At 40.6% G+C, this 19,181-nt stretch carries 13 protein-coding genes and 1 pseudogene; 5 read left to right on the forward strand and 9 right to left on the reverse strand.

Translation table 11 applies throughout. The features are described from left to right. Positions 1 to 70 precede the first annotated feature (70 nt). From ABEW32_RS23685 to ABEW32_RS23705, 5 genes and pseudogenes are all read left to right on the forward strand, one after another. Positions 71 to 751 (forward strand): response regulator, encoded by a 681-nt coding sequence (locus tag ABEW32_RS23685; RefSeq protein WP_430192381.1) that lies wholly within the window; start codon positions 71 to 73, stop codon positions 749 to 751. After that, positions 744 to 1,850 (forward strand): sensor histidine kinase, encoded by a 1,107-nt coding sequence (locus ABEW32_RS23690; RefSeq protein WP_430192429.1) that lies wholly within the window; start codon positions 744 to 746, stop codon positions 1,848 to 1,850. Before ABEW32_RS23685 ends, ABEW32_RS23690 begins: the two co-directional genes overlap by 8 nt. 18 nt (positions 1,851 to 1,868) lie before the next feature. Beyond that, positions 1,869 to 2,030: pseudogene (locus ABEW32_RS23695) on the forward strand (beta-glucanase); the annotation flags it as partial. A 113-nt stretch (positions 2,031 to 2,143) separates the two neighbouring features. Then, positions 2,144 to 2,401 carry a substrate-binding domain-containing protein gene (locus tag ABEW32_RS23700; RefSeq protein ID WP_430192383.1) on the forward strand — a complete coding sequence of 86 codons (258 nt, stop codon included), beginning with the start codon at positions 2,144 to 2,146 and terminating at the stop codon, positions 2,399 to 2,401. Positions 2,402 to 2,827: 426 nt separating this feature from the next. Continuing rightward, entirely contained in the window at positions 2,828 to 3,448 is a 621-nt protein-coding gene (locus ABEW32_RS23705) for a L,D-transpeptidase family protein (protein WP_430192431.1), read from the forward strand. 196 nt (positions 3,449 to 3,644) lie between these two features. Here ABEW32_RS23705 and ABEW32_RS23710 read toward each other — a convergent pair whose 3' ends face one another. The 9 genes from ABEW32_RS23710 to ABEW32_RS23750 all read right to left on the reverse strand — a co-directional run bounded on the left by ABEW32_RS23710 (position 3,645) and on the right by ABEW32_RS23750 (position 19,174). Beyond that, a complete protein-coding gene (locus ABEW32_RS23710; protein ID WP_430192385.1) occupies positions 3,645 to 4,346 on the reverse strand; it encodes an SDR family oxidoreductase in 702 nt (233 codons plus the stop codon). Between the two features lie 503 nt (positions 4,347 to 4,849). Beyond that, positions 4,850 to 5,887: an NAD-dependent epimerase/dehydratase family protein gene (locus ABEW32_RS23715; protein ID WP_430192387.1), complete on the reverse strand. Its 1,038-nt coding sequence runs from the start codon at positions 5,885 to 5,887 to the stop codon at positions 4,850 to 4,852. A 187-nt stretch (positions 5,888 to 6,074) separates the two neighbouring features. Beyond that, on the reverse strand, positions 6,075 to 6,527 hold the full coding sequence (locus tag ABEW32_RS23720; RefSeq protein ID WP_025364889.1) for an RrF2 family transcriptional regulator: 453 nt from the start codon (positions 6,525 to 6,527) through the stop codon (positions 6,075 to 6,077). A gap of 266 nt (positions 6,528 to 6,793) precedes the next feature. Next, complete coding sequence (locus ABEW32_RS23725; protein WP_430192389.1) at positions 6,794 to 10,435, reverse strand: S-layer homology domain-containing protein; 3,642 nt, start codon at positions 10,433 to 10,435, stop codon at positions 6,794 to 6,796. Between the two features lie 325 nt (positions 10,436 to 10,760). Next, positions 10,761 to 11,261 carry a PTS sugar transporter subunit IIA gene (locus ABEW32_RS23730; protein ID WP_430192391.1) on the reverse strand — a complete coding sequence of 167 codons (501 nt, stop codon included), beginning with the start codon at positions 11,259 to 11,261 and terminating at the stop codon, positions 10,761 to 10,763. Positions 11,262 to 11,347: 86 nt separating this feature from the next. Beyond that, positions 11,348 to 14,014, reverse strand: coding sequence for a glycosyl hydrolase (locus tag ABEW32_RS23735; protein ID WP_430192393.1), 2,667 nt, complete (start codon positions 14,012 to 14,014; stop codon positions 11,348 to 11,350). A gap of 495 nt (positions 14,015 to 14,509) precedes the next feature. Continuing rightward, positions 14,510 to 15,379, reverse strand: coding sequence for an SMP-30/gluconolactonase/LRE family protein (locus ABEW32_RS23740; RefSeq protein ID WP_430192395.1), 870 nt, complete (start codon positions 15,377 to 15,379; stop codon positions 14,510 to 14,512). Positions 15,380 to 15,436: 57 nt separating this feature from the next. After that, entirely contained in the window at positions 15,437 to 16,618 is a 1,182-nt protein-coding gene (locus ABEW32_RS23745; RefSeq protein ID WP_430192397.1) for a serine hydrolase domain-containing protein, read from the reverse strand. A 132-nt stretch (positions 16,619 to 16,750) separates the two neighbouring features. Next, positions 16,751 to 19,174 carry a glycoside hydrolase family 3 N-terminal domain-containing protein gene (locus tag ABEW32_RS23750; RefSeq protein WP_430192399.1) on the reverse strand — a complete coding sequence of 808 codons (2,424 nt, stop codon included), beginning with the start codon at positions 19,172 to 19,174 and terminating at the stop codon, positions 16,751 to 16,753. Between the last annotated feature and the right edge of the window lie 7 nt (positions 19,175 to 19,181).

Here is a 19,181-nt window from a genome sequence, read left to right on the forward strand (position 1 = left end):
TAGATTACACTTTAATTTGGCACCTTAAATATCCTAATTCTACTAATTTTCGAAAAAGGAGCAGTCAATAATGAATACAATCCTTGTTGTGGATGATGACTCCGATATTCGAGATGTCATTCATGTATATTTACGCAATGAAGGGTACCAGGTAATTGAAGCGGCTGACGGGGAGGAAGCTCTGAATGCTATAAAGACAACACCAATTCATCTGGTTATCCTGGATATCATGATGCCACGAATGGATGGGATCAAAGCATGTCTTAAAATAAGGGAAATCTCGAATATTCCGATTATCATGCTGTCAGCCAAAGAAGAAGATATTGATAAAATCAACGGGCTGACTACCGGGGCCGATGACTACATGATCAAACCGTTTAATCCGTTAGAATTGCTTGCTCGCGTAAAAGCGCAGCTACGGCGGCAATCATTAATAGGAAAAGAAGAATTTAATTCCCTTATCCTTATTAAGGACCTGGTGATTGATAAGAGTAAACATTCGGTAAAATTAAAAGGGGACGAAATTTCACTGACACCTCTAGAGTTTTCTATTCTGATCTTGCTTGCCAGCCACCCTGGACAGGTTTTTAGTTCAGAGCACATTTACGAAAATGTATGGAAAGCGCCATACGGGTTCTCTGACAATACGGTGATGGTTCATATTCGTAATTTACGAGAAAAATTAGAGCAATTCCCAAGGAATCCTCAATATATTAAAACGGTGTGGGGAGTTGGCTACAAAATTGAATGAACATATACAAAAGCCAAAACGAAAAAAGCGTATCCAGGTCAACATTTTAATTAGAATGGTGCTGAGCTTTATTATCGCCACTGCTATAAATAATATTCTCATTTTACTTTTCTTGAAAATTAGCAGTGTTATGGAATGGCATTGGTTTCGTGATTTTTTTCCTTATCTTCTCACCCCTTTATTTATGGTAATGTTTATTTTTACTTTTTTAGTTTTGACACGACGAATCGTTAAAGATTTAATTGCATTGGAGCAAGGGCTTCAAATTATTTCCGAAGGTAACTTAAATTATCGGGTACCTGTTGTTCGACAAGATGAGCTTGGGCGGGTTGCGCACAACATTAATCGAATGACAGAACGTTTAGAGCAGCAGATTGTAAAAGAACGTGAAATAGAAAAATCCAAGATGGAGCTGATCACTGGTATCTCACATGACTTGCGTACGCCTCTGACCAGCATTATCGGCTATATCGAGCTGTTAAGAACACACTCATATCAAGATAAAGACGAATATACACGCTTTGTTCAAAACACCTATAACAAAGCGATTCATTTAAAAAAGTTGCTGGATGACTTGTTCGAATATACCCGGCTCACTTCAGTTGATACCCACTTAGATCTGAGAAGGATCAATTTATCTCAGCTTGTGGATCAATTGCTGTTCGAGTTCGAACCCATTGCCCAAGAAAACGGTGTATACATCGTGAAGGATATCGGTGACTCCCCGATCATTAGCTCCATTGACAGCGATAAAATAGCCAGAGCAATCGACAATCTTCTCATGAACGCCTTAAAGTATTCTTTGAAGCCGGGAGGCATTTACATTCGACTGAAGACAACTCCTGAGCAAATTACGATTGAGGTCGAAAATAAAGGAACTCCTCTCACACAAGATCAGAAAGAGAAGCTGTTTGATCGTTTTTATAAGGTTGACCATTCAAGAAGTAGTGAAGGTATCCAAACAGGAGCAGGACTGGGACTTTCCATAGCAAGAAATATTGTCGAGTTACATGAAGGCACCTTAACGCTCAATCATGCCCATGACACCTTTATATTTCAGCTGAACTTGCCTGTAAAACCTCCAGTTAATAATCTCTAAAAAGCATGAAAAAGGGTTCTAAAGCATACAGCAACTACAAACATCCCAAGCACGCCAGGCAAGATTATGATGAATTTATGGAATGGCACTGGTGTTGACGACTGGCCAGGTCCATACAACGGAGCGAATCCGCTATACGCCAAATACGAATACGATTGGGGAAAATATACGAGTAATTAGCCTGTAGTATCAAAGCAGCCTGTAATGGCTGCTTTTTTGGATACATTGATTCAGCTACGTTCCGGTGGTAAGGAAAATCGCAGTGAAGTCTATTCAGAACTGGCAACCACCGTTTGAAAATTAAAATCCCTGAGGAAGTTGCTATCATATCGATCGGGATGACCGGACCAGACGCTACCCAGTATTCTACACCACCCATTACGGCCATCGATATACCATCCGAGCAAATAGCTGCTGCAGCTATATCTATACTGTATAAATCGTTATCCCAGAAGAACCTGCATGAACGGTTGTTGCCTGTTCATCAAAAAATAGCCCCAACAACTTATATTCGAGCTTCATTCCCTTTACCACCCGATGATAAACCTTAACTTTCCGAGAACATGAAAGGCTGATCACATGCCCGTTCCTGGATTTTTGCGATTTCCATTTTACATTTAAGAAACACGGAACTGTCCCCATAGAGTGAGACTGAAGAACACCTTCAAGAATGCAACCATGTCGTAAGATATGGCATCCTTGGAAGTGTTTTTTTGTGGTAAGCCTGTCTATTATCCATATACAACACAATGGACAAGTTTTGGGGTTTCTAATACAGGAATAGACAACAGACCGTTAGGTAAAAAATAAGATTGTCGGGTAATCCACCAATAGTAAGTTACATAGTAATACGCTATCCTCTGCCCTGCTACCTTAAATACGGAATGGTGATAATAATGAAGCAAAGCAGTCATTCACTTTCTCTTCGAATTGTCGTACTGATTTCGATCCTGTACTTGTCCGCTCTTTTCCGAGGTATGATCGTACATGCCGATCCGTCATTACCGATCGTATCTGAACAAGGAGTTTACGCAATCGAAGTTTACCCTCAGCAGCACCGACTCATTGTTCGTGCCAATGGAAAAATAGTGAAAAGGTATCAGGTCGCTGTTGGAAATTATGCAACCCCTACACCCATTGGGGAATATAAAATTTTATACAAAGGGGAAAACTGGGGAGCGTCCTTTGGTCCGCGCTGGCTTGGATTAAATGTACCTTGGGGTTATTACGGCATTCATGGAACGAATAGACCGTATTCTATTGGACAGCACCAAAGCCATGGTTGTATTCGAATGTGGAACCACGATGTCATGGAATTATACAACCTGATCCCTCTAGGCACAAAAGTAACAATACATGGTCATGTATTAGGGGAGCCTGATCGAGATCCAAAGGACTTAGCGGAAGGCGACGTTGGCGGGGAGGTGCAATTGATTCAATCGCGCTTGAAGAGCGCAGGTTACTTCAAAGGAATTTGCAATGGCATGTTTCGCTATGATACTACCGCGGCCCTAAAACGATATCAGCGTGATCACCAGATGCCCCCCACTGGCGTCGTCACGATAAACGTATATAAGGAATTGGGGTTATTGGAGTAATGGTTGGAAAAAAATCTTCCATCCTTCATCTCTCCATTAGAGCTCACTCACAGGAATAGACGGCTAATACTCATGTTAAACTGGGAAGAACCAGAAATGGCCGAACTCTTTTACAAAGAGCCCGGCTATTTCTGGTGAACCTCATTGAACGACCGCCAATTAGTTTAGCGATTCCGTACAGTCTAACTTTATTTTTTTACCAACTGATCACAGAACGGTCTTTAAAAAATTTGCCAGTCGTTCCTACATCGCCAGTCGCCAGCCAAACAGCTGTATCGGCCCCTTCCTTGACCGATCTTGGAGCGTCGGCAGTTCCCATATCGGTACGAACCCATCCCGGGCACATCGAGTTTACCGTGATTTTGCTGCTACTTAAGTCTGCTGCCAGTTTTAACGTAAGCGCGTTCAGGGCAGTTTTGGACATACTGTATGCAAAGTACCCGCCACCCATACTATCATTTAAAGCCCCCATGCTGCTGGACACATTGACGATTCTGCCGTCTGCACTGCTTTGCATTAAAGGGATGAGCACTTGCGATAAGCGCAGCGGACCGTATACATTCGTGTCCATCGTGGTTCGAACCGTATCCAAATCGATATTTGTTGTATCCTTATTACCATCGATAGAGATGCCTGCATTATTGACCAGAATATCAACCACTCCGAATTGCTCCCGCATGTCGTTAGCCAACTTGCTGATACTGGACTCGTTAGTCATATCAAGCTGGTGAAAATGAACGTCAAGCCCTTCCTGCTTCAATTTGTCGCAGGCCGCCATCCCTTGATCTTCTTTGCGAGCCGTCATAATGACGGTGACGCCAAGCTTGCCTAGCTGTTTAGCAATTTCAAACCCGATCCCCCGATTCGCCCCTGTAATGATTGCAATTTTTCTTCCCATATGGATATCCTCCTCATTTTCACTTCTTTAGACATGCAAACCATTCGTTTATGCTTAATGACCAGGAACGTTTCATTTGTCGCTTTAAGTCAAGTCGAAAATGACCAAGTCGTAATAAGTTTTTTCCCGCTAATCTGAAAGCTTTATCCGTTCTATTTAGTAACATGGTATAATGCCTTTTTCTAAAACGCTGAGCATTATCTGGCCGACAGGCGATTCCGCAAAACTAAACGGGTAAATCCACGTACAAGCCATTCACTTGGACCTGCTATCCTGAAACCTGGCATCTGTAACTATAACTATTTTATTTTGACGTTATCACCCCCTCCAATAATTAATGGACGCATGGCGCTTGGACATCTATCTCCTCACCTGCAACAAAATCGACATGAAATGCAACATGAAGTGCGCCCCGCTCGCCAAATCGTTGAACCCAAAGGCCGAACAGGCTTGACGGATAAAAGGCGAGCTGGGAGTTCCGACCGCTCCCTTCGTTTATCACCTCAGGATTTTAGCAGCCAAGCGTCTTCAGCTGCGTAGTCAAAGAGGTGTGGCTGCGCTTGGGCTAACAACGGGAATACTTCTCTCCAGTCCCGTCCCGCCAGTTGTCCCGCCAGCCACTCGACCGTCTCTGTCAGGATCTGGGCGTCGGCTGCTATCGGCCGATAACCCAACTCCCGTTCGGCGGCGGTCATGTCGCAAATTATGGGGTGATCAACCATCCACGGTGTTTTTCCCACGGACAGCGATGGAGCCGGACCGTCCAGCAGTAACGTCTCGGGAGTCTCTACACCCATCACGGCATCAATTGCCGCTCCGATCTCGGCCACTGTTGGCACCTTAGGGTCACAGGCGTTGAGCACCCGAGAGCCCGGGTTCGCTGCTGCCAGCCGGATCAACTCCGCGAGATTGTGAACGCTCACCCGATGGAAAAGACCTGTCCCACGGTACTCAAGAACTCGTTGACGCCGCCCGTCAAGGTTACGCTTGATGAAGTACAGCTCATAAGGAAAGGAGCTGTATGGGCCGTAAACAGCGCCCGCGCGCAGTATCGTTGTTGGCAACCGGTCGCCCGCCGCAAGTAGTTCTTGCTCCATAGCCACCTTGCCAGTACTATAGGTAGTCTCACCAGGCTGGATCGTCCGCTGGCTTTCTAGGATCGGTACCGCAAAGTGGGGAAAGCCATCCGGTTCCGCTACCGTATTAAAGTTACGTCCCTTATCGTCCTCGTATACTAACGTTGTGGAAAGGACCACCGCCGAGCCGACACGATCCGCCAAAGCAGTCAACTGCCGTGCGTGTGCGGCACCGTATGAGACGACATCCACCACCACGTCGCAGCCGTCGCCGATTGCGGCGGCCAGGGCTGCATCATCGGCCCGGTCGGCCTGCGCGACGCATACCTCATCAGGCCATCCTTCGTCCCGCCCCCCGCTTCGGGAGACCGCCGTTACCTCCCAGCCATCCCGTGCCAGCGCGTTCACCGCTGCTCGCCCAATCTGCCCCGTTGCTCCAATCACCACAGCACGTTTCTTTTCCATAATAATTCCTCCCACTATAATGAATGTTTCCTTCCATTCACTCGCGTTTTCATAGATTTGCAACCGTCAATGTCCAAACTCATGCTAAGCAAGATGCCTTTCTTTTTCTGTGCTTTTATTAAGCACAATTTATTCTAATAAAAAGTTGCATATGATTCTGCAACTTAGTGTTAGCTATCCAGCTTTATTATTCTTTAAAAAATTGGACTCGATCCATTAATTGAGCAATCGTATAACTTCGCAAATACTCAATTGTCTTTAATTCAGCTTCCTGGAGAATCTTTTCAAGTTCAACATCTAACTGCTCAACATCTAACTTTTCTCCGTCTTCTCCGCAATCCACATTAATTTCAGTATCATTGGAAATACTATTTATTGCTTCGTATATATCGCCTATTGTAATCTCTGCTGCAGATTTTTTTAGAAAATATCCACCCTCTCGTCCGCCTTTTGATTCAACAATGCCAGCATTGTTCAATGACTGCATAACTCTGCGAATAAAGGTGGCATGCGAATCGACTTGTCTCGCTATCAACGCACTGCTGATCATGCTGCCACTTTTAGCTAGCCAAACAATGGCATGAATCGCTATTTTTAGACGAGGGGGACCAATGTGAACACCCCGAGACGCTGTACTCAATTTTCTCCCACCTTCTCATTTTAAAATGCAACTTCCATAAGCACATTATACTCAATGAAACATCTATATACAAGTGGGCTTAAATTTTAGCATTGGTTCTTGTTGTGTTGAGTAAAATTACCGTATTTTTCGTACCAGGTTTTCAGATGTATAAGACGACTAACCCTCATGGATCTTCATTATCTTGTATCTAGCAATGCACGTTTATAAGAAGTAAGGCTTACCTACCATCGTATGATAGTGGGTAAGCCTCTGTTAAACAAACGTTATAATGAGAAGAGAATATTATTAATTACAACTGCAGCTTGCGCACGGGTTGATTTAGACTTTGGTGCAAATTCTCCATTATTCATCCCGCTTATTATTCCAGCGTTGTGCATTGCAGTAATGCCTTCTAACGCATATGAAGAAATGCCGTTTGCATCGACAAAGCTTAGCGGGGCTTCACTATCTGATGTCAGCCCGGCATAGGTCGTTGCTTGATAGGCCATTACAACCATATCTTGTCTCGTGATTTCATCTTGTGCACCAAAACTGCCGTTCGGTCTGCCTTTAACAATACCTAACCGTTGTGCTGTTGCAACCTCATCATAGTACCATGCGCCTGTTTTGATATCTGAAAAGGTCGTTGTCGCATTGCTATCGGTGAGTTCAAAAACATTCATCAGCATCGCAATGAATTCGGCTCTCGTCACTTTATCATCCGGGTTGAACTTTCCATCCCCTGTTCCGATGATAACGCCCCTTGCAGCTAAAGCCTCAATCGGCTCCTTTGCCCATTCTTTTGTTACATCCTGGAAGTTCACTTCCGTAAAAGCTACTGCAAACTTACCCAATCGCTTAGGCTTAAATTCTATCCCATCTGTCTTTTTGTTTAGTCTTCCATTAACTACAATTTTACAATCTCCATTATCCATAATTTGGTATATGACCATCTTATTGGGTTGCTCATCTGATTTCAATTTGTATGGTATTGTCACTTGAACGTCGTTTCTTCCATCAAGCTCACTTACCTTTTTATCATCAATTTCCAAACTAAAACTGTAAACTGGTCTATCGCCCAATGGAATTTGTATCTTCGGTGATAGGCTGGATGAGTTTACTTTAGTCACAGAAACCTTCACATTCTTTGCCTCTGCTGAACTTCTAGAAATCAACTTTGAAGATACATTTAATTTAGCTAATCCTGTCTCGATTTCGAAATTATTAATTAAATATTTTCCATTTATTAACAATACATCAACAGGAAATTCAATTTCAATTTCATTCATATCTTCAATTGCTTCTACTTTAATTCCAAGTTTGTCTCCATCTGTTTGTTTGAGTGCCCGCTTTACAGTTTCAGCGTTCAGTTGAACAGTTGCTTTTCCATTAGCATTGATCGTTGGTTTCACTCTTATTGTACCATTATCCACCTCAACATTGTCTTGTAGGCTTCCTATAGAGTTCTCTTCTCCAGCCTTGTCTTGTATACTTCCTAAGGAGCTCTCTTCTTCGCTTGATTTTCCTTTCCCTGAATTTTTCTGTTCTTCTTCTACAACTACACGAACACGTTCTAGATTCTCAATTCGTGTAAAGGGTGATTCTTCGTCACCATCACGCTGTGCGGTCACTCTTAGAGCTGGGTAGTAGATTCCTGGCTTGGTATAGGTAAAGTATACCGACTCCGTTACCGAGGCCTTAGGGGTACCGAAGGATACCTTCTTGTAGTTCCCCGTACCTTCGAAGTCCCATTCAGTTTTCACAACCTTACTGTTACCAGGAGGGACCGTAGCTTTGCCCTGGAAGGTGACACGTTGGCCGGTCTTAACATGAATTTTAGTCGTGCCGTTAACAAGTAAATCGACGACCGGCTGTATCCCCTTACGATCCGCAGCACTCTCCGGCAACTTGATCTGACCATCGACTACCTTGTATTGGGTTGACTCTGCAGGAGCCACCCCTTGTTCTACCCAAGCGCTTAGGTCACGAAGTGCCTGTTCGAGAATGCCATCATATTGTACAACAGTATAAGTGCTTGCCCCATTATCGTAATGATCCGCATTGTCGTTGAACCAGACACGGAAATGACCATCAAAGCTTTCACCGAGATACTGCTTCACCCTTGCACTATACCAGTCCGAATGCCAAGGAAAAGATCCCATATCGAGCAAGTTGGAGATAAGGATGACTTTTCCTTGAATATGCCCGTTGTGTGAGCCACCTCCTGCAACACCACTCATGATCATGGGGCCAATCTCCATAGGACGCTGAGGATAAATGGGAGTTCCGTCAGCTGCTCTAAATTGATCCCAGGAATAAAAGTTGGGGCCGCTCGGAACCTGGTGACGATGGTACGATAGCAACGCAAGATGCCATCGGTTGTCGATATGCAGTTTGGCACCGCTTTCTAGGGCGCTTAATACGCTATTGGAGTTTTCGTTCCCAATCGTGAAGACTTTCTTAGTCGGATCAAACGAACCTTTTAGTGTCCCGATCTTCGTCGTCCCGTCAGCTGTATAAAGTGTGTAATCTGCACCGGTTCGAGGCAGTGTTGATGGCGCATTATCAAGAGAAACGCTTGTCGGTGCATTCTGCTTGTCCCGGCTAACCTGAGTAATGGTGGCCCATTGATCGATCTTGGCGCTGCGGAACAAATCTCCGAGATCCGATTGTTCCGCACCTAGGTAGCCTGGCTTGTTCCAGAAATCTTCGACATAGGTGCTATCCATCGATTTAATCGTGTCTCCGAAACCAAAGAGGAGACTCTGAAGATCGTTCTGGCTGAGTGCCCCCTCCAACCCTCTTAAAGGAACTCCCAACTTCGTCACCTCTTGCAGTACTGCCTTCTCCATGTCATTCAAACTGGAATAAGGGTCACCGCTACCTCCCGGGCTCAATGCGTCCTTTAGCTGTAAAGCCTTGTCTTTGAGCACAAAGTTCGCATAGGCCAATATGAATCCATTGTTTGGAATGGACGTTGGTACAACCGGGACAAATGGCACTGCTCCGTCCCACACTCCCTTAGTATTTTCAATTGCACCAATCGTCTGAAGAGAGCCTCCGCTTCCACCGTATATATATCCATAGATATAATCGTCAGTGTCGTAGTAATCCGCCGCGTACACCTTGGAGAACTTTGCCGCGGCTGCATCAATTCGATATCCGCTACTTGCATTCGTCTGAACCGTATAAGCCCCGCTGGCTGCGCCGAAAGCAATATGACTATCAAAGGCATTCTCATCATAAAGCGGATATACTTTCTGGAAGAAGCGGCCCTTCCACTGTTCTTTCGGCGGCAAGTAAAAGTTGAACTTCGCATCAGTACCCTCAAAGTGGCCTGACACTTTATGATGCGGAACTGGAGATGTTAGGTCAACCTCCCTATCAATAACTGGATTATTATACTGTGAGTCGATACACGCTGCTGTGACCCAAAGAGGCCCTCCCCTTTCTTGCGGTGTGCATTCCGATGATGAAGGTGAACCTGATACTCGCGTCACGGTCACCTTATATAGTTTCGTCACCATTCCTTCTTGTCCGGTTACTTCGATGGTGAGGATGTTATTATTAACGCTCAAGCTCATTGGGTCGCTTGCCTGACTGCTTGCAACAGGTTTCCCGTTTACTTTCATTGTGGCGTTGCTGTCATAGACGCTGGCTGTTACCGAAATACTGGTTACATCGTAAGGAACATTCACACTGTATTCGGTTGTTCCAGCTGCAAAAGCAGGAGTCAGCGTCCCGCTCGATAACACCAGTTCGCTCAGATCCGCGTTTTCCATTCTTTTATAATCGCTAATTGAGGTATTAGCCACATGATCATGTATAGCTAATGAAAAATTTGAATTTGCACTGATTTGCGTCGTATTTGCTACCAAAAATAATAGAGCCGCTAAAATTGCACTGATGATTTTGCTTTTCTTCATTAACTATTCTCCTTCCTTTCGCTACACACCAGGTATAAACAAAACCTCTTAACGTAAGCGTTTCCATATTATTGTAATCGTTTTCATTTATATCTATATTTAAAGGAACACTGTAACGAACATAAGACTCCATTTGGACTCTGTACATCCATTTGTTAGTTCCGTTGTTGAACAAATTGAACAGCTGTACAAATCACGTCGGAAAATTGAGGCATTTTCCTATTGGATTAAGTAACACCTCAATATTCCTACGTTGTTTGGTCCCACTGAAAATGCTCATATTGGTGGCTGCCTTATTTTACTCTTCCACCTTTTCACACTACTATTATGATATAACTTCCATCAGCCTATCTTTTGCTAATACCTTATTGCTATCCGTTTTCTTGATATCTCTATAGTTATCTGTATTAGTAATAACGATAGAAGTTATAACTTCATATCCCTCCTTTTTAATAGCTTCCACATCAAATTCTACTAATAGGTCTCCGATATTAACTCGATCCCCCTCATTTACATGAGGTACAAAATATTTGCCCTTTAAAGCAACTGTATTAATGCCTATATGAATTAAAATCTCAACTCCATCGTCGGTCTTCAATGCAATAGCATGCTTAGTAACAAAGAACGCTGCAATTTCCCCATTAACCGGCGAAACCACTTTACCTATAGACGGCTCAATTGCTATTCCTTTCCCCATTAATTCTTGGGAGAATGTGATGTCATTTACTTCACTAAGATTTTTAACCTCACCACTTAATGGGCTGTATATTGTTTCTTTTTTATCTTGTATATTAAACATGTTCTTAATAAAATTTGAAAAACTCATAAGAACCCATCCTCTGTAATTTTAATAATTAAATTTAGGATAATATCTCATTTAAACCGCTTTAGACCGAAGCTACAATAATACGGTTAGTAAAGCACTAAATTAACAGAACCCGTAATGCCAGTTGGTTCATGTATAAGGTACTGTGAAAAAAAGTCCTTTTGCTCTTTTTCTAAAGTATTCGTCACTTCAATTACTAAATTATTACTCCCCATTCTTAAGCAATTGCTCACTTCAAAATTATAGGGTGGGCATATTTTACTTCCAACATGGCAGCCATTCATGGAAATATTCACAATTTCATAGGCATCTTTTATGAATATAAATGCATTTTCAAAGTTTTTACTTACGTTGAAGTCTATTTCGTATCTAACCGTACCCGAAAAATCAGGGTATAAATTCGGTGCTGCTAAGTTAACCAGCTTATCTAATACTGTAGTGGTTTCAAATTCAGGATATTTTTCAGAGGTAGATAACGAAATTTTCCACTCACCACTGATCTCCTGAATATCGATCTGCTGCTTATCCGTTATTATGGATTCGATACTCGCCGTTATGTTTTTACTAAAAATAATTATTTTAGATTCATATTTTTCAAGATTTAATTTAAACTTGCTGCCTTTTTGAGTTCTCTCTAAATTTATATTAAGAACTTTATTTTCAAAGGCATCATATACATATGCATCTAAGTGAAGAGGAACCTCAACCACTGTATTAATGGAATGATACGGATGTTCATTGAAGAACATAAATACATCTCCATCTTGATGGGTATAGTGATAATATCTTAAGTATGGTTGCTGATCATCAACCTGGATATCATAAATATCTGAATTTTTTAAATCAGTTACTAAATTATCAAGCCCTATTACTTTACAATTTTCAACTTCTTGTAATTTTCGAAGTTCCTTATCAATATTAATACCTTCACTAGAACCCTTTGGAAGATCATCTATAAAATAAACTTTAAACCCGGCCTCTAAATGAACTAATAGTTTTTCTATTAGTTTTTTAGGTAAAGATTCAGAATATGGGATGACTAGCCCTGAAAACGATTCGTTATTTACAATAAGCTTCTGATCTTTAATTTCAGACGTAATTAATATATCAGTGGGCAATATATCAAAATCAATTTGATTTTGCATTAACTCTTTAGCCGGTTTTTGTAATAGCATATATTCACCGGACCACTCTGCTTCACCATGATATAAAACAGCTACGGGTGCTACATGTATCCCATCCGTCAGCAAATGGCTAATCTTATTCGTATACTCATTTAAAATCTTCATGTATCTAAACTGTGGATTTTTACCATGAGCATAAAAGTGAGGTGGACAATCTAAATCTGGAAATTCTTTTGGCGAAAACGCATGTGGTACAAAGTAATTAACTCCTCTAACGAGCATATGATCCGTTATCCATTTCATTAGCTTTAATCCTTCGCCCCATCCATACGCTCCAAAAACTTCACACATTGTGCGTCCGTTTTTCTTTTCATCCATATGACCCAAAGATGCTCCCATTTTAGCTAATGCATAGTGGAAAAACTCACCATCCCAACCTGATGATGTAGATGATTTAAAATATCCTTTATCCATTCCGGGCAATATTTGATGTAATACTACATCTAGCCCTGACATATCTTGTTCCCACAAGCTTCTATAAAAATGACCTGCTCCATAGCCTAATCTGGCATGTGCATTATTGTCCTCTATTACATGCCCAATATATTCAACATTATGGGCTCTGCACCATTCCCCCAACTTTTGGGTAAAATTTTCAGAATACAGCTTAGTTATCAAATCCATATATAAATATCTAATTTTATTTTCTCTTGACTTTCCATTCGCCCATAACAAGGGTAAATATTTAACAACCTCTTCTGAAGTGTTTTTTTGCAATAGGTCTATCAGATCTTCTCTCCATGGCAATACCATGTCAAATCTTCCAATTGAAGCGTTGGGTCCTTTCACATTTCCAAAACGTGGTTCATCTGAAAAAAATCCAGCAATAGTTGTTCCGAAATCTTTTTTATATCTACTTAAGTGTGCTTCATAAACCGTATCAATTAGTACTTCTGTTCCTCTTGGATCAATTGGATTCAAATAACCTTCTGTAGACTTTTCTCCACCATTGAAGGTTTGTACAATAGTAAAAATTCTCCAATGCCCTTCTGGAATATCAAAGTAAACAACGCCATTCATTAGGTTGTCTGATATATCGCATAAAGTATCAGGATCTATTTCATCACTGTTAATTATCTTCGCTGCAATTACTCCTATGATCTTATCTTCCAAGTTAAATTTGCTTGTTTCCTTTTTAGACTTTTCTACTCCCACGCTCATGACAGCATCTCTTGAACCATTGGCTGCCCACTTTACAATAATTCCTGCATCTTTATAGGGACCTGCAAAATCTTGCTGATGGATTTTTAAAAATAATTTTTGTAGATTTGGGTACTCTTTTTTAATTCTTCCATTGGCATAACCTGTTGGAAAATGAGAATCATCTACAATCCACACTTTCATATTACGTTTTCTTGCTTCATCCATAATTACATCCATGTCTTCCCACCATTTAGGCCCCAAAAAATCAGGATGAGGACGTGATTCCACACACACAGCTTTTATTCCGGATTCATTAATTTTTTTCATATATTCGCGCAATATACCTTCTTCTTCACCATGCTGCCAGAAGAACGGCATTATATAATTACTTTCCTTATTTTCTAAAACTTCATCCAATTTCTTCATATATTCTCTTTCCCTTCTTGATACCATCTACTCATCACCTTTTTATGTAAGTAGTATCAATACTTTAGTCTTTTAAAATATCAAAACAAAAAAATAACTGACCGAATCTAACATAAAATAAGTTATAAAAATCATTTTCATTTCTTCTTCAATAGCTAATACTTCTGTAGCAGCTTTTTTTGTTATAACGATCTCTATAAACAAATGATACCATCTGCTCAAATACTCTAAAATGTCAGATCAACACGTATTTACTGACCTATCTTAATATTTTTCCCGTGTTAAACTAATTTCTAATTGAAGAAAAAATAACCTTAAAAAATAAATCTATATGTAATGTGTTTTTTATGATCTTAATATTGCTTTTTGGTTAGCCATGAGTTATTTAAGCACAATAAAACCTAAGCACTGATACAATAATTTGTAGTATCAATGCTTAGGTTTTGATTTTGTAAAGACACGTCAGTTTTTTTAATATTCAAATAACGTTAAGAGTTATGGTAGACCTGCACCTGGAATCTCTACATCAACAATCTCAATTCGAGAGCCGCGTTTAATCTGAGCAGCCTCAGGATTACTTAAGGTATCTACATCTAAATCATTATGCGCATCTACTGTGACAATGAATAATGTCCTGAGCTCAGGTCCTCCCAACATGCATGCTAAAGGTGTAGTTGATACTTTTATGCGGTGAGTTACTTCACCACCTTCACGTAAACGAATCACCTCACCCCTATTCGGAGTAGCAGCCCAGATAGCGCCTTCAGCGTCAAGACAAATCCCGTCAGGACCAGCTTCCATATATGCCCAGACGCGGCGTCCTGTTAGTGATCCATCCTCCTCAATGTTAAATGCAACGAGTTGTTTCGCAAACGTGTCAGCCGCTATAAGCATATTTCCGTCAGAAGTAATGACCATTCCATTGGGACAAATCATTTCATCAGCTACAACACGCACATCCCCTTCTGGGGTAACCAGTGTTATCCATGCTTCTACTTCTTGGCCAGGCTTATAAGACCGTACGTCATAACCATAACTTCCAACGTAAGCACGTCCCTTATGATCGACCACCATGTCATTAATGCCCACTGCTAACTTGCTAAGGTCTGCTACTGCCGATAGCCCACTCGGGTCCTGCCGCAATATTCGGCCATCTCCTGAAACTATAAGCAACCGACCATCAGGAAGCCATCCTAATCCAGATGGCAAGGTTGGCACATCAACAACGATCTCAGCCTTGCCGTTGATATCAACTTTCATCACCTTTTTACCAAATATATCTGAAAACCAGAGTTTCTGCTCATGCCAGCGCGGGCCTTCGCCCCACACCAGTTCATCCAAAAGAATTTTAGTTTCATACTTCATAATATACATCTCCTTATCAATATACACTACTTCCAGAAACAAAAAACTACTTTTGATTTATTTGTAACATGAACTAAGAACAATATTGCGAAGCTTTCTAGTGAGTGTAGTCGTTCCCGCATCTTTTTTTTGCATCATAAATAGGAATGTTAAATCGTCCTCTGGACAATTACAAAAATATGCCCCAAGCCAACCATCCCATCCATATTCCCCAATACACCCCAAATCTCCAGCTTTACTGCAATCTGTCATTACACGCATTAAGTTGCCATAACTGTGTCCACTTAACGTTAGCCATTCGTCAAAACTTTTCTGCTGCATCTCATTCAAAGTTCCTGACGTTAAATATTTCACTGTTTTCGGCCGCAAAATCTGAACGTCGTCAAGACTTCCTCCATTCATAAGCATTCTAGTAAATTTTGAGTAATCATCTATTGTAGAGGCAAGTCCTGCTCCTCCAGATTCAAATGCCGGATCCATATCCATCTGATTAATAATTCCTAAATTATTTCCGGTATAAGGCTGTAATTTACCTAGCCCATTGTCCTCATATGCTCTTACAAGACGGTGCCTTTTCTCTGATGGTATCCAAAAACCAGTATCCCACATTCCTAGCGGTTCAAATAATTCCTTTTTTAAAAATTCTCCGTAATTTTTACCACTAACTATTTCTATAACAGCCCCGAGTACATCTGCAGAGGTCCCGTAATTCCAAGAAGTTCCCGGTTGAAAGGCAAGGGCGCACTCTCCTAGTCTGCTCATAGCTTCCACAGTGCTCATTGGAGAATCCCCTAATAGCCTATTCTTTATCTCTATGAATAATGCTTCAGTATCCCGACCAGCTCTGTTATCCCCACCGTAGACCAAGCCTGAGGTCATTGAAAGCAAATCTTTTAAATTTACTTCACGTACCGCCGGAACCAGCTTGCCTCCCTCATCAACCATCTGATTTTTAAAACTAGGAATATACTTGCTTACTGGATCATATAAATCTATATCGCCTCGCTCTAGTAGTATCATTACACCAGCAGCTGTAACAGGTTTAGTCATAGAATACAGTCTGAAAATGGAATCTCTTTTTATTGGAATTCCAGCTTCCTTATCTGCCCAACCATCTTCATGGTAGAAAATTTCTTTTCCATCTTTGATAATCATTAAATTTGCGCCGGCTATGTAGTCATTGTCTATGCTATTTCTTAAAGTTTTTTTTATCTGACTGATTTCTGTATCATTAATCATTTTGGACCCCTCCATATTCCTACTATTTACTGTTACTTTGCTTTTATAAAACAATTGGAAAACAAGATATAGCAGATTATATACTAACCTGCTATATCTTACTAATTGTATATTTAATTAATTGTTGGGAACCTATTCACTGATTTTATAAGAGGCGTAATATTCCCTATTCTTACTTTGCGTATAGCCATCTTCTAAAATATAGACATTCGTTTTTAACCGGATATCCTCCGAAGAAGAGCCAATCATCACATCAAATTCCCCTGCTTCTATCTTCCATTTCATATCTTCATCTAGGAATGCAAGTTGACTAGGATCAATATAGAAGTCTACTTTTTTCTTTTGTTTAGCTTCTAAAGGTATTCTACAAAACCCAACCAATTCCTGTGCTGGTCTAACTAAAGATGCCACTTTATCACATACATAGATTTGGGCAATTTCAACTCCAGCTGTATCCCCTGAGTTTTCTACTTCAAAACTAATATGAACCTTCTCAAATGGTTTTATCTTTGATTTTTCTGTTTGTAGATGATGATAATCAAATGTAGTATACGATAAACCATAACCAAAATAGTATCTTGGAGTATGGGGAAGATCGATATATCTAGTAAATGGGGAACCGGTTTGAACATGATAACTTGATCCCTGACTGTGGTTATAATAAAGTGGCGCTTGAGCCGAACTATATGCAACAGAAACTGGAAGTTTACCACTTGGATTATTTGTACCAAGAATTGTTTCTACAATAGCTTGACTACCAAACTCCCCAGGGTTCCAAGCTTCAATAATTGCAGAAGCATATTTATCAGCAGCATCACTAGATATAGGCCTTCCATCTAAATGAACAACTATAAAAGGAATTCCACTCTCGCCTAATTTCACTAAAAACTCTTCTTGGCATTGAGGAAGATTAATACTACTTGAGTCAATCCCTTCTCCTGTTGAGCATGATGTTCCCCATCCATATTTTCCGCCAACCGTAACAATTGTAACATCAGATTCTTTCGCAAGTTTTAACGCATCTTCATGATGACGAGTATCATTCCCTACATACGGATAACCATACTGATATTGAATATCAGAGTTTGGACAACATTGCTTAAACTGTTCTAAAATATTCTTACAATGCTTATAAGCTTTACTTGCAACTTGTTCAAGCTTTGGAATTTCTACATCAATAATACTTCCAGGATATGTGTCTTTCTTTTTATTTCTCCAAAGCACGTCATCTGTTTGTACTTCAATACCTGCCATCGTATTTCTAGCACCCATAGCAAGTTCTAATACACTACCATATGAATACCCACCGAATAAGCTTCTTGTAGATTTTGCATTATGTCCAATTATAGCTATTTTTTTATTGGCTGCATCTAATGGTAAAATCCCATTATTCTTAAGAAGAATTAATGATTCTCTGGCATATTTCAAACTAACCTTTTTTGATTCTTCCTTGTTGAATACTTCATTTATTTTTTCATATGAAGAAGGAAATGGATTTTCGAAAATTCCGAGTCTAAACTTCTCAGTTAAAACTCTTAATACAGTTTCATCAAGAAGCTGAATATTTATTTTACCTTCTTCTAATAATTGAATTAAATTGTCTCCATAAGCACTTGGTGTTGGTAATTCTAAATCAAATCCAGCATTCAATGCTTTTACTGCAGCTTTATTCTTTCCTTCACAGACTTTCATTCGTGTAAAAAGCTCTTCAATAGAAGCATAATCTGCGACAAGTAGCCCATTAAAACCCATTTCTTTTCTCAATAGGTCTTGCAATAAATATTTAGATGCAGCTACTGGCTCACCATTTACACTTCCGTATTGATTCATGACTGAGCGAAGATTTCCTTTGCTAATTGCAGATTGAAACGGCTTTCCGAAAATCTCCTGCAACTCCCTCTCAGGAACATTAGTCGCAGCAGCATGTATTCCGCCTTGCCCAGCATGATAACCAATAAAATGCTTGCTAGTAGCCATAATATTATATTCATCATTTTCTCCAGAATTTTGGATACCTACAACATATGAAGTTCCTAGTGCAGAAACAAGAGTAGGGTCCTCTCCATAACTTTCTCCCTGACGACCTAAGCGCGCATCTCGAGTGACATCAAGAACTGGAGCTAATGCATGTTTAATTCCAATTACACTCATTTCTTCTCCAATTACTTTCCCTGCTTCATACTCAAGTTCTGGATCCCAGGCAGAGCCTCTACCAATTCCTGTAGGGAAACTTGTTGCTTCTGGCATCAATGCCCCTGTTAATCCTTCAATATGAAAAAGAGCAGGTATATCAAATCGACTACGTGCCATCACTTTTTTTTGATAGTCTCTAAGTTTATCGGCTACCATTTCTTTCGAATCATCCCATGCAGCAGCCAAAAAAGCTATTGCACCAACCCCATATTGAAAAGAATTTTCTAAATTCGGACCATTTTTATCCTTCGGGTTATAACATTGCAACTGAGCAACTTTTTCTTCTATGCTCATTCTATGAATTAAATCCTTAGCACGCTCTTCTGCCGACAATGTTGTATCTTTATATCTAAATTTATTCATGACAAAT

The sequence above is a fragment of the Paenibacillus jamilae genome, assembly GCF_050482105.1.
In the GTDB taxonomy this organism is placed as follows: Bacteria; Bacillota; Bacilli; order Paenibacillales; family Paenibacillaceae; genus Paenibacillus; species Paenibacillus jamilae_B.

What these genes read in the sequence shown, in the direction of transcription:
- ABEW32_RS23685 (WP_430192381.1), top strand. Translation starts at nt 71, where the DNA reads ATGAATACAATCCTTGTTGTGGATGATGACTCCGATATTCGAGATGTC.
- ABEW32_RS23705 (WP_430192431.1), top strand. Translation starts at nt 2,828, where the DNA reads ATGATCGTACATGCCGATCCGTCATTACCGATCGTATCTGAACAAGGA.
- ABEW32_RS23710 (WP_430192385.1), bottom strand. Translation starts at nt 4,346, where the DNA reads ATGGGAAGAAAAATTGCAATCATTACAGGGGCGAATCGGGGGATCGGG.
- ABEW32_RS23715 (WP_430192387.1), bottom strand. Translation starts at nt 5,887, where the DNA reads ATGGAAAAGAAACGTGCTGTGGTGATTGGAGCAACGGGGCAGATTGGG.
- ABEW32_RS23725 (WP_430192389.1), bottom strand. Translation starts at nt 10,435, where the DNA reads ATGAAGAAAAGCAAAATCATCAGTGCAATTTTAGCGGCTCTATTATTT.
- ABEW32_RS23730 (WP_430192391.1), bottom strand. Translation starts at nt 11,261, where the DNA reads ATGAGTTTTTCAAATTTTATTAAGAACATGTTTAATATACAAGATAAA.
- ABEW32_RS23735 (WP_430192393.1), bottom strand. Translation starts at nt 14,014, where the DNA reads ATGAAGAAATTGGATGAAGTTTTAGAAAATAAGGAAAGTAATTATATA.
- ABEW32_RS23740 (WP_430192395.1), bottom strand. Translation starts at nt 15,379, where the DNA reads ATGAAGTATGAAACTAAAATTCTTTTGGATGAACTGGTGTGGGGCGAA.
- ABEW32_RS23745 (WP_430192397.1), bottom strand. Translation starts at nt 16,618, where the DNA reads ATGATTAATGATACAGAAATCAGTCAGATAAAAAAAACTTTAAGAAAT.
- ABEW32_RS23750 (WP_430192399.1), bottom strand. Translation starts at nt 19,174, where the DNA reads ATGAATAAATTTAGATATAAAGATACAACATTGTCGGCAGAAGAGCGT.